This is a genomic window from Vicinamibacteria bacterium, assembly GCA_035620555.1.
Taxonomy (GTDB): domain Bacteria; phylum Acidobacteriota; class Vicinamibacteria; order Marinacidobacterales; family SMYC01; genus DASPGQ01.
This window is the reverse complement of the sequence record DASPGQ010000611.1, coordinates 1-10,984: the sequence shown is the minus strand read 5'-3', so window position 1 is coordinate 10,984 and position 10,984 is coordinate 1. Positions and strand designations below refer to the sequence as shown.

General features: G+C 61.7%; 12 protein-coding genes. 11 read left to right on the top strand and 1 reads right to left on the bottom strand.

Features of this window, described 5'->3' with window-relative positions; all coding sequences use genetic code 11:
* From VEK15_25055 to VEK15_25020, 8 genes are all read left to right on the top strand, one after another.
* The coding region (locus tag VEK15_25055) for an alanine dehydrogenase (GenBank protein ID HXV63992.1) at positions 1 to 205 on the top strand (205 nt) is incomplete at its 5' end.
* Between the two features lies 1 nt (position 206).
* On the top strand, positions 207 to 1,010 hold the full coding sequence (locus VEK15_25050) for a biotin/lipoate A/B protein ligase family protein (GenBank protein HXV63991.1): 804 nt from the start codon (positions 207 to 209) through the stop codon (positions 1,008 to 1,010).
* A 78-nt stretch (positions 1,011 to 1,088) separates the two neighbouring features.
* Complete coding sequence (hrcA, locus tag VEK15_25045; protein HXV63990.1) at positions 1,089 to 2,150, top strand: heat-inducible transcriptional repressor HrcA; 1,062 nt, start codon at positions 1,089 to 1,091, stop codon at positions 2,148 to 2,150.
* A gap of 89 nt (positions 2,151 to 2,239) precedes the next feature.
* Positions 2,240 to 2,914 carry a nucleotide exchange factor GrpE gene (gene grpE, locus VEK15_25040; protein HXV63989.1) on the top strand — a complete coding sequence of 225 codons (675 nt, stop codon included), beginning with the start codon at positions 2,240 to 2,242 and terminating at the stop codon, positions 2,912 to 2,914.
* A gap of 63 nt (positions 2,915 to 2,977) precedes the next feature.
* Positions 2,978 to 4,777 carry a molecular chaperone DnaK gene (gene dnaK, locus VEK15_25035; protein HXV63988.1) on the top strand — a complete coding sequence of 600 codons (1,800 nt, stop codon included), beginning with the start codon at positions 2,978 to 2,980 and terminating at the stop codon, positions 4,775 to 4,777.
* 72 nt (positions 4,778 to 4,849) lie between these two features.
* Positions 4,850 to 5,977, top strand: a complete 1,128-nt coding sequence (dnaJ, locus tag VEK15_25030) for a molecular chaperone DnaJ (GenBank protein ID HXV63987.1) — start codon at positions 4,850 to 4,852, stop codon at positions 5,975 to 5,977.
* Complete coding sequence (locus VEK15_25025; protein ID HXV63986.1) at positions 5,977 to 6,801, top strand: 50S ribosomal protein L11 methyltransferase; 825 nt, start codon at positions 5,977 to 5,979, stop codon at positions 6,799 to 6,801. The genes dnaJ and VEK15_25025 overlap by 1 nt, the downstream gene beginning before the upstream one ends.
* Positions 6,771 to 7,514: an RsmE family RNA methyltransferase gene (locus tag VEK15_25020; GenBank protein HXV63985.1), complete on the top strand. Its 744-nt coding sequence runs from the start codon at positions 6,771 to 6,773 to the stop codon at positions 7,512 to 7,514. The genes VEK15_25025 and VEK15_25020 overlap by 31 nt, the downstream gene beginning before the upstream one ends.
* On the opposite strand, the gene VEK15_25015 is transcribed toward VEK15_25020, so the two are convergent.
* Positions 7,508 to 8,446, bottom strand: coding sequence for a serine/threonine-protein kinase (locus tag VEK15_25015; protein HXV63984.1), 939 nt, complete (start codon positions 8,444 to 8,446; stop codon positions 7,508 to 7,510). The two genes, VEK15_25020 and VEK15_25015, sit on opposite strands and share 7 nt — an antisense overlap.
* A 333-nt stretch (positions 8,447 to 8,779) precedes the next feature.
* On the opposite strand from VEK15_25015, the gene VEK15_25010 reads away from it, so the two are divergent.
* From VEK15_25010 to VEK15_25000, 3 genes are all read left to right on the top strand, one after another.
* On the top strand, positions 8,780 to 9,949 hold the full coding sequence (locus VEK15_25010; GenBank protein HXV63983.1) for a type IV pilus twitching motility protein PilT: 1,170 nt from the start codon (positions 8,780 to 8,782) through the stop codon (positions 9,947 to 9,949).
* Between the two features lie 204 nt (positions 9,950 to 10,153).
* Positions 10,154 to 10,537, top strand: coding sequence for a regulatory protein RecX (locus VEK15_25005; GenBank protein HXV63982.1), 384 nt, complete (start codon positions 10,154 to 10,156; stop codon positions 10,535 to 10,537).
* A 216-nt stretch (positions 10,538 to 10,753) separates the two neighbouring features.
* Positions 10,754 to 10,984, top strand: a 231-nt coding sequence (locus VEK15_25000; protein HXV63981.1) for an alanine--tRNA ligase-related protein, incomplete at its 3' end; no start/stop codon positions are given.

Genomic DNA, 10,984 nt, shown 5'->3' with positions numbered 1-10,984 from the left:
AGCCGTTCCCAGAACCTCCACTTTCGCGCTGACCAACGTGACCCTTCCCTACGCAATGCTGATTGCCAACCGGGGCGTCATCGAAGCGGTTCGCTCCGACGCATCCCTTTACGCGGGCGTCAACACCTATGATGGGCACGTCACGTGCGAGGCAGTGGCCATCTCGCAACGCCGCGCGCACACACCGCTGGAAAAGCTGCTCTGACGTGCGTTGGCGTCTCCTCGTCGACGAGCCGACGGATGGCGTACGCAACATGGCCATCGACGAGATGCTCTTCCTCTCGTCATCGAGAACGCGGGCAATTCCCACGGTTCGGCTGTATCGCTTCCGACGCCCGACCATCACCCTCGGCCACAATCAAACGGCTCGTGATGCCGTCGACCTCGAGGCCTGCGCCGCAAGAGGGATCGAATGCGTTCGACGAATCACCGGGGGACGAGCTCTCCTCCATCAGCACGAGCTCACTTGGAGCGTCACCTCGCCGGCGACCGGCGCCTTTTCCGGGCTTTCGGTTCGCGGAATCTACACGGCCATCAACGACGTCTTCCGCAAGGTTTGTGCCCGGATTGGCGTTCCGCTCGACTCGCCCGGAGTGCAGAACATCACCGACACCTCTGCACATCCGCCGCTCAGCCTTCCCTGCCTCGCGACTCCGAGCGCTCACGAGATCACGTCATCGGGCAGGAAGCTCGTTCCCAGCGCAATGCGCCGCAATCGCCTGAGCTTTCTCCAGCACGGGGCCCTGCTCTTCACCGTCGATTCCGAGCTATGGTCCATGGTGAAGCCGCCGAGCGCCCCCGAGGGTCTCGAGGGCATCGGGGTGTGGCAGCTGGTTGCGAAGCCGCCAACGGCGGAAGCGGTATGCGAGGCGGTCCGATCGTCCTTCGAAGAGCTGTTCGCGGCCCGCGAATCCGCCGACGCAATGACCGCCTGGGAGCTGTCGCAGTTGCCGCGCCTCGAAGAGAAATACCAGCAGTGGCTCCCGGCCCCCAGGACGCCAATGTGTTGACAACTCAGAAGCCGTTTGGTAAACCATATTTAGCGACATATCGCTCGCGGATTCCCCCGCTTCGAGGAATCGCAGGAGATGGACCTCACCGCACTTGACCACCGCTCCCGGGAGATCCTTCGCTACACGGTACACCTTTTCATCACGACGGGTGAACCGATTGGTTCTCGAACGCTCTCAAGAGTAACCACCCAAGGACTTTCACCGGCGACCATACGAAACATCATGGCGGACCTCGAGGAGATGGGCTATCTGTATCAGCCTCACACTTCCGCGGGGCGGGTGCCGACGGACAAGGGATACCGTTTCTACGTGGGTACGATCATGGACGGCGACGGCCTCGGCGCGACCGAGCGCAAGCTGATTTACGAGCAGATGCGCCCCGCCGAGGGGGGCGTTAGCGAGCTCGTGCAGCGAACGTCCCGTCTGTTGTCGACGATGACCGGCATGGTCGGCTTCGTCATCGGCCCGGACTTCCGACTCAGCGTGCTCCGCCACGTCGATTTCATTCGACTCGGGCCGACACGCCTTCTGGTAGTGCTGGTTTCGGCTTCGGGACAGGTTTCCAATCGGGTGGTCGAGATCGCCGAAGAGCTCAGCGGCGAGGATCTCGAGCAGTGCGCTCGCTACCTCGAAGACCAGTTTCGGGGATACACGCTCGTGGAGGCCCACGAGCTTCTCGTTCTTCGCATGCAGGAGATCGCCGCGGTGGTGAATGTTCTGGTGCGGAATGCGTTGACGATCGCCGAGGCGGCATTTGCCGGACAGCGAACCTCGGAGGTCCACGTCGAAGGAACGGCGCGTATCCTCGCCGAGCCGGAGTTCATCCGGAATATCGAGAGGGCCCAGCAGCTCTTCGAGACGCTCGAGCAACGCCAGCGGCTGGTCAATATTCTGAACGCATGTCTCGAAGGAAACGGACTTCAAATCGTCATCGGCTCGGAAGCTCGCGTGCCCGATCTCGAGGGGCTGTCACTAATCGGCGCCCGGTATACGGACGGCAACCAAGAGCTCGGGTCGATAGGCATAATGGGCCCGACGCGCATGGCCTATGCGCGTCACATTTCGGTTGTTGATTACGTTGCCTGCTCGTTGTCCCAGGCCATTACCGAGGTCGGAGAACGAGAGCTGAATCATTGAGTTCCTCGATCGGTTGCTGTGTCCCGTTTTTGGGCTAGTATCGGATCGTAATTAACGAGGCGCCGCGTTCGCGCGGCGCATGGTGCTGCATGCCCAGAAAGAGACATAAGAAGAAAAGAAAGCCACAGGATCTGGAGCCGCTGAACGCGGATTTCGAGACCGCGCAGGAGGCGGAGCCAGAACAGCAGCATTCGTCAGGAACGAGCGCGGCCCCCGCCGAGGAGACCGCGACCGGCGACGGGTTGCACGCCGAAGTCGAGCGCCTCCGGACGACGGCGCAAGAAATGCGAGAGCTGGCTCAGCGGAAACAGGCCGAGTTCGAGAATTTCCGACGGCGGACGGAACGCGAACGCGCCGAGGTGATCCGCTATGCCTCCTCCGACCTGGTCAAGGAGATCCTGCCCGTCCTCGACAATCTGGAGCGCGCCATCCACGCCTCGGATACGGAGAACGAGAGCCAGCTCCGGCAGGGGATCGCCATAATTCACAAGCAGTTCAAGGACATCCTGGAGAGAAACGGTCTCGAGGAGATCGACTGCGAGCAGAAGCCCTTCGACCCGCATGTGCACGAGGCGGTCAGCCGGGTCGAGACCGACGATTACCCCGATGGGACGGTCGTCGAGGTGTTTCAAAAAGGTTATCGTATGAAGGATCGTCTGCTTCGCCCTTCCATGGTGAGTGTCGCGCACTCGAGTGGGACGGAATCGGCGCCCTCGGATGGGGACGTCGAGAGCGAGGATGAGGTGGTACGGCAGTCTGACTGATCGTTTGACCAGAAGTCTGAGTCTTCGGCGCAGTCATGACCGTCGCGCCCGAGGAGTGCCAAATTGAGCAAGGTCGTTGGAATCGATCTCGGAACGACGAACTCCTGCATCGTCGTCATGGAGGGTGGCACGGCGCAGGTGATTCCCAACCAGGAAGGCGCTCGCACCACACCGTCGATCGTGGCCTTCACTAGCAAGGGTGAGCGCCTCGTCGGACAGATCGCGAAGCGCCAAGCTTTGACGAATCCACAGAATACGATTTACGGAGTCAAGCGACTGCTGGGGCGGCGCTTCAACTCACCCGAGGTCCAATCGGCGTCGAAAGTGCTTCCCTATCAGATCATCGAGTCGACCAACGGTGACGCACACATCCAGGTCGATGACAAGGTCTATAGCCCACCCGAGATCTCGGCGATCGTTCTCCAGAAGCTCAAAGCGGCGGCGGAGGACTACCTCGGAGAACCCGTCGAGGAAGCCATCATTACGGTGCCGGCGTACTTCAACGACTCTCAGCGGCAGGCGACCCGTGACGCGGGAACCATTGCGGGACTGAAGGTTCTGCGCATCCTCAACGAGCCGACAGCGGCTTCGCTCGCCTATGGCATGAACGAGAACAAATCGGGGAAGATCGCCGTTTACGATCTCGGCGGAGGGACATTCGACATCTCCATTCTCGAGCTACAAGACGGTATCTACCAGGTGCTCTCGACCGGCGGGGACACGTACCTAGGCGGCGAGGACTTCGATCAATACATCATGAATTGGCTCGTCGAGGAGTTCCAAAGGGAGAACGATATCGACCTTCGCGGCGACCGGATGGCATTGCAGCGACTCAAAGAGGCCGCGGAGAAAGCCAAATGCGAGTTGTCCAATCAGCCCCAGGCCGAGATCGTCCTCCCCTTCATCTCGGCAAATCAAAGCGGCCCCAAACATCTCAACACCGTCCTCACCCGGACCAAGTTCGAGCAGATGATCCAGCCTCTGCTCGATCGAACCGTGCGCCCCTGCGAAGACGCTCTCAGCTCCGCGGGGTTGTCCCGTGACGAAATCGACGACGTAATCCCCGTTGGCGGTCAGACTCGTACTCCCAAGGTCCTGGAAACGATCAAGAAGATCTTCGGCAAGGAGCCCACCAAGTCGGTGAATCCCGATGAGGTCGTGTCGATCGGGGCGGCGATCCAGACCGGCATCCTCAAAGGCGAGGTTACCGACCTCGTCCTCCTCGACGTCACCCCGCACACCCTGGGAATCGAGACCAAGGACGGCACCTTCACGCCGCTCATCGAGCGTAACTCCAACATACCAACGAAGAAGGGCCGAACCTTCACGACCGTAACCGACAACCAGACGAAGGTCGAGGTTCACGTTCTCCAGGGTGAAGGGAGCCTCGCCCACGAGAACACCTCTCTCGGGCGTTTCATGCTGACCGATGTGGCGCCCGCCCCGAGAGGGGTCCCGCAAATCGAGGTTACGTTCGAGATCGACGTGAACGGAATCGTTCAGGTGACGGCCCTGGATCAGGCGACGGGACGTCAGCAGAACATCACGGTGAAGGCCGGGAGCGGCCTGACGCAATCCCAGGTAGAAAAAGCTCGTACCGAAGCAGAACGGCAGGCTAAGCTCGAGGAGACTCTCCGCGAGCGGGAGAAAGTCTCAGGACAGCTCCAGGGGCTCATTCACAGCACGAGAAAGACCTACCAGCTTCTGCAGACCAAGCTCACCGACGAAGAGCGGCAACAGGCGACGCAAGCCTTGGACCGCGCCGAGCAGACGAGAGAGGGGTCCCTCGAAGATCTCCAGTCGGCGCTGGCCAACCTGGAGACAACCGCGGAAGCGCTGGGACAAGCGATGTTGCGCGGTTGACCCTTGCAGTCGCTCCATCCGGTGAGAGACGAACGTCTATAATTTACCGAGGTATCCTCGTGGAGTCGATCATTGACCAGTACTTTCAAAAAGGACTACTACGAAGTTCTGGGCGTTGACCGCACGGCGACTCCCAGCGACATCAAACGGGCCTACCGTCGGCTCGCAGTGAAGTATCACCCCGACAAGAATCCGGGCGACGCCACCGCCGAGGAAGCATTCAAGGAATGCGCCGAGGCGTACAGCGTTCTGAGCGATCAGGAAAAGCGAGCCGTTTACGACCGCTATGGCCACGCCGGGCTTCGAGGTGCACCACAGGTCAACACGGACATCTTTCGTGAGTTCACCGACATCTTCGGAGGGGGAAGCATCTTCGAGGAGCTGTTCTCCGACCTCTTCGGCGGCCGACGAAACCGCCCCTCGCGGGGGGCCGACCTTCATTACGAGCTCGAGCTCACGTTCGAAGAAGCCATACATGGCACCGAGACGCGTATTCTCGTCCCGCGCGCAGAACACTGTCTGTCCTGCGCCGGATCCGGCGCCGAACCGGGAACGGGCAAGAACTCCTGCCCCACGTGCGGTGGCCGTGGCCAGGTGAGGCTGCAACAGGGGTTTCTCGTGGTGTCTCGTCCCTGCGGCCAGTGTCGAGGCACCGGCCAGATCATTCTCGACCCGTGCAAGACCTGCAAAGGATCGGGGCAAGTCGCTCGCGAGCGGGAGATTACTCTTCGCATTCCCGCCGGCGTCGATAACGGTTCCCGGCTTCGGCGGACCGGCGAGGGAGAAGCGGGGACGCGCGGGGGGCCATCGGGGGATCTGTACGTGATACTGCACGTCAAGCCCCACGCGCTATTCAGGCGCGATGGCGACGACATCTACCTCGAGCTGCCGGTTACGTTTCCACAGGCCGCCCTCGGCGCGGAAGTGGAAGTTCCGACGATCGACGGCAGCCAGGGCCTCACCGTCCCGCCGGGAACGCAAAGCGGTTCCGTCATCAAGCTTCGAGGCAAGGGAGTCCCTCGTTTGCAGGGAAGCGGTCGCGGCGATCAGCTCGTCGTCGTGAACGTCGTGACTCCCGAGAAGCTCACGAGAGAGCAACGAGAGCTCGTGGAGCAGCTCGGCGCCATCATGAGGGCACCGAAGATCGGAGAACGCCCTTTGGGAAAAGAAAGGAGCTTCTTCGAACGACTCTTCGGCTGATGCCACCCCCGACCGGAGCCTACCCGCTGCTAGAGGTTTTCGGCGAGCCGGAAGCGCTCGAGCTGGCCGCGGTGCTCGTCTTCGATCGTGGCTGTCTTGGAACCGAGCTCCTAGACGACGGTAGCGGACTGAGGGCGTTCTTTGGCCCCGGGACACAGGTAACGACCCTGGCCGAGACCCTTCAGCAGAAACTCTGCGTAAGGGTGCACGTTCCGCCTCCACTCGTCGATCGAGATTGGCTCCTCGAGTGGAAGAAAAGCCTTCGAGGTTTCTCTCTCGGAGAGCGATTCTACGTCCTTCCTACGTGGCTTCGGGTGCCGGATACCGGGCGGGAGGTACTGCGCCTCGACCCGGAGCGGGCGTTCGGCCTCGGCACGCACGATACGACCCGTCTCGCGGTCGAGCTCCTCGAGCAATATCTCGAGCCGGGACTGAACGTGATCGACGTCGGCACCGGCTCGGGAATCCTCGCGATGGTCGCCGCCCGGCTGGGCGCCAGGTCGGTTCTTGCCGTCGACTGCGACGGCGATGCCTGCGCCTGTGCCCGCGCGAACGTTTCCAGAAACGGGCTCGAAGGGGTCGTCCGCGTCGAGTGCAGGTCGTGGGAGGACCTCCCGGGCCTGGAATCAGACGTCGTCATCGCGAACATCAACACCCCGGTCCTCATCCGCGCTGCGTCGCACATCCACGCGCAGCTCGTCGTCCTGTCGGGAGTCCTGCTCGAGGAGGCCGACGAGCTCGCGCTCGCTCTCTCCCGCCGGCTGCGGAACGTCGAGATGTGGAGCGCGGGGGAATGGGTAGCGCTCGTATCCAGACCGCAGTGAGCCGGGAACGCCGTTTCTACGTTCGCCGCTTGGATTCGGATCGAATCGAGCTCCGGGGCGATGAAGCGCATCACATCATACACGTGCTGAGGCTCGTCACCGGGGCTCGGGTCACGCTATTCGACGGTCGGGGTGGATCCGTGCGTGGCGCGATCGAGTCCCTTACCGGTGACTCCGTCTCGGTCCGCGTGCTGGGATCCGAGCCTCCACGTGAGTCTCCTCTCCTGCTTGCCCTGGGCCTCGCGGTCCCCAAGGCGCAGCGGATGCCGGTCGCCGTCCAGAAGCTAACCGAGCTCGGCGCGCGACGCATCATTCCCCTGGTGACGGAAAGAGGCACGACCACCCCGAGCCAAATGCAGCGCAACCTGGCACGATGGCGGCGCATCGTGCTCGAGGCGTCGAAGCAATCCGGGCGGAGCATTCTGACGGAGATCTCGCCTCCCCGAAGCCTCCTGGAGGTGCTCGACCAGGCGCAGGAAACCTGCATCGTGATGGCGCAGCCGGGGGCTCCAGCCCTGGAGGTCGCGCGAACGGCGGACGCGGTCCTCGCCCTCATAGGCCCGGAGGGAGGCTGGTCCGAGAATGAGCTCACCCTGGCAAGAAAACGATCGGTGGCGCTGTACGGGCTGGGCCCCCGCACGCTGAGAACCGAAACCGCCGCCATCGCGACCGCCGCGATCCTCCAGTGGAACCGAGGCGATCTCCGTTACTGACTCTCTCCGCAGAAAGGGCAGGCCCGGGCGCGGGCGTGGAGCGGCTTTCGGCAGTTCCAGCAGAACCCTCCGATCGACCGTTCTCGCGCGCGAACCCTCTGTCGAATATCTTCGACACGAGAAGCTCGATGGTCGATCTCCCCCGCAGTGCAGAGATCGTCGAGAAGCTCGTGCGCCTGTTGATAGCGGTCAGAGACCTGGGGAGCAAGGGCCTTGACGATGATCTCGTCGATCTCCGGGGGGATGCCGCGATTGCGTTCCCGCGGCCGCGTAAATCGTCCTGAGGCGGCCATCTGCTCGAGCCGTCTGGGATCGGCGCTGAAGTAGGGCAGCACGCCGGTCATCATCTCGTACATCATGACTCCGATCGAGTAAATGTCCGACGCAAACACCCCACGACCTCGAAACTGCTCGGGGGCCATGTAAGGGGGGCTGCCGATGACGGTCGAAGCGCGATCGGACACCTCGAGAAAGCGCGACGTACCGAAGTCGGTGATCTTGATTCTGCCCTCGGGAGTGACGAGCACGTTTCCGGGTCGAAGATCGCGATGCAGAATTCCCTGTCGGTGAGCGTGATCCACCCCGGTCACGATCTGTCTGGCGAAGTCCATAGCGACTCGGAGCTCGACATTCTTGTCGCGCTGGATCCGAGCCTCCAGGCTCTCTCCTTCCACGAACTCCATCACGATGAAGAAGTATTCGCCGGCCTTCTCCGCGGTGACGATACTCACGATGTTCTCGTGGGCCAGCGCCGCGAGCAATCGCGGCTCCTGCAGCAGATCGTCGAACTCGCCGTTCTGTTTGTGAGGAACCTTGATGGCAAGTTTCTTGTCGATCCAGGTGTCGCGCACCAGGTACACGGTACCGAAGCCTCCGCTACCCAGTGTCTTTACGATTTGATACTTGCCGAGCTGCTGGCCGAGCAGAAACATTAACCCAGGTTCGCGACGACGCGGAAGTATAGCACGCTCGGCTCGTCGATAACCCCTGAGAACGAGCCCCGTTAGCCGCGTAGGGCCCTCGCGGAAAATGGCGGGAAGACGTTGACAACACTAGAGTAATCACCTACGATAAAAGGACAGGATCTTCTCGGCACATCAATGCGAAATAAATCGTGACGGGGTTCCAGGTCCGCTTGCCCGTCTACGCCACTGTACGCATCGGCTGTTTATGACCGGATTCGACGGATTCATCGCTTTTGCAAGCGCACCTCGCCGGGAACGGAGCGAAGGCCCTGTGAGAATCGGACGGAAAGGGACAATAACATGCACATCAACGACTTGCTGAAAGTCGCCTCGGAGCGCAAAGCCTCCGATTTACACCTCAAGGTGGGGAGCCACCCGGTCATCCGCGTTGCCGGCGAGCTCGTTCCTCTGGTGGAAATGAAGCGCCTCATGCAGGAAGACACCATCGCCATGGCCTTCTCCATCATGAGCAACCGGCAAAAGCAAAAATTCAAGGACAACCTGGAGATCGACATCGCCTACAGCGTACCCGGGCTCGGTCGTTTCCGGGCGAACGTCTTCCAGCAACGCGGGACGGTGGGTCTCGTACTCCGCGTCATTCCCGTCAAGATTCTCACGATCCGCGAGCTCGGCCTCCCCCTGGTGCTGGAGAAGATCGCTCAGGAGACGCGCGGACTCATCCTGTGCACCGGCACCACGGGTTCGGGAAAGTCGACGACCCTCGCCGCGATGATCGACTACATCAACTCCCATCGCTGCGAGCACATCATGACCATCGAGGATCCGATCGAGTTTCTTCATCGCGACAAGAAATCGATCGTCAACCAACGCGAGGTCGAGGTGGACACCAAGAGCTTCGCCGGGGCGCTCCGGAGCGCTCTGCGCCAAGACCCTGACGTGATCCTCGTGGGTGAGATGCGCGACTACGAAACGATCGAGACGGCCATCACCGCAGCCGAGACGGGGCATCTCGTCCTGTCGACGCTTCACACTTTGGACGCCACTGAGACCGTCAACCGGATCATTGCCGTCTTCCCCCCGCATCAGCAAAAACAGATTCGACTCCAGCTCGCGGGGGTCATCAAGGCGGTCATCTCGATGAGGCTCATCCCCCGAGCGGACGGCCACGGTCGGGTACCCGCGGTCGAGGTGATGATCGCCACCCCGTTCATCCGGGACTGCATCATCAACAAGGACAAGACCAAGCTCATCCACGAGGCCATCGCCGCCGGGGTGTCCCAGTACGGGATGCAGACGTTCGACCAGTCCATCTTCAACCTCTACAAGAAAGACCTCATCACTTACGATGAAGCCCTGAGGAGAGCCAGCAACCCCGATGAGTTCAAGCTCAAGATCCAGGGCATCCAGTCGACGAGCGACCTCGCCCAAGAAGAGATGGAGAGGAGCATGACCGACTTCATGGACGATCGAAGTGGGGAAGGACAGGAAAGTCCCTTCGAGTTCAGTTGAGCCCTTCGAACGGCGGAGCCGCGATCCGGGAATCCGTGTCAGCGGTCCTCTTGCAGGAGGTAGCTGCTGAAAGGCGTCGAGCCAACGGGTGACTCCGCTGCCGCGAGAGAGGGAGCTCGCTCGTCGTCCGGACGAACCGCTCTCGACTTTGCCTTCGCCCGGCTAGCGCGTCGAGCTCACGGTGTCCGCGAGCTCTCCCAGAAGTTGACGCGAGCGGGATACACCGCTAGCGAGATCCAGTCCACCATCGACTTCCTCCTCTCCCGGCGCTATCTGGACGACCCTACCTTTGCGCGCGAGCTCGCGCGATCACGCGCCGAGCGCAAGCACTGGGGCCCGCTTCGAATCGAGCGCCGACTTCGAGAGCTCGGCGTAGAGGAGTCGAATATCGAGGCGGCGTTGTCCTACGCGTTTCCCGAGGGACAGGACGACGCCGCTATCGCCGCCCTGACGCGATTTCTCGGCTCGAAGGGCCCATGGGCGCGGGACGAGCGGGCTCGAGCCTACAGACATCTGCTGTCACGCGGCTTCTCCGGCGAGGTGGCTTACCGGCTGGTATCCGGCAGCGATTTGGAAGATACTGAGTAATTGACCCAAACAGGCGCCGCCAATGAGGTTTCTGACGGGTTGACGAGAATGTCTAGCTGGCTGATGAAAAAGTACAGCCCAGCCTGCCGAGCGGTGGCCAAGACCGCTACCGCGAGATCGGCGCGCAGCGCCGCACGGGCCGAGCCGTGGCGGCCGGTCGATCACGGGTCCCGCCACGGCATTGAATACTAGAGAGGGCGCTTCGGGGACGAGAAAATGAAAGCGAAACAGATACGAAGGGGATTCCTCGACTTCTTCGAATCGAAAAGCCACCGTGTCGTCCCGAGCTCGTCCCTAGTCCCCATCAGCGATCCGACGCTCCTGTTCGTGAACGCGGGGATGAACCAGTTCAAGGACGTGTTCCTGGGACTCGAGACGAGGAGCTACCGCCGGGCAACGACCGTTCAAAGATGCGTCCGTGCGGGAGGCAAACATAATGACCTGGAG

Coding starts and splice junctions, on each gene's coding strand:
- hrcA (HXV63990.1), top strand. CDS start 1,089: ATGGACCTCACCGCACTTGACCACCGCTCCCGGGAGATCCTTCGCTAC.
- grpE (HXV63989.1), top strand. CDS start 2,240: ATGCCCAGAAAGAGACATAAGAAGAAAAGAAAGCCACAGGATCTGGAG.
- VEK15_25025 (HXV63986.1), top strand. CDS start 5,977: ATGCCACCCCCGACCGGAGCCTACCCGCTGCTAGAGGTTTTCGGCGAG.
- VEK15_25020 (HXV63985.1), top strand. CDS start 6,771: ATGGGTAGCGCTCGTATCCAGACCGCAGTGAGCCGGGAACGCCGTTTC.
- VEK15_25015 (HXV63984.1), bottom strand. CDS start 8,446: ATGTTTCTGCTCGGCCAGCAGCTCGGCAAGTATCAAATCGTAAAGACA.
- VEK15_25010 (HXV63983.1), top strand. CDS start 8,780: ATGCACATCAACGACTTGCTGAAAGTCGCCTCGGAGCGCAAAGCCTCC.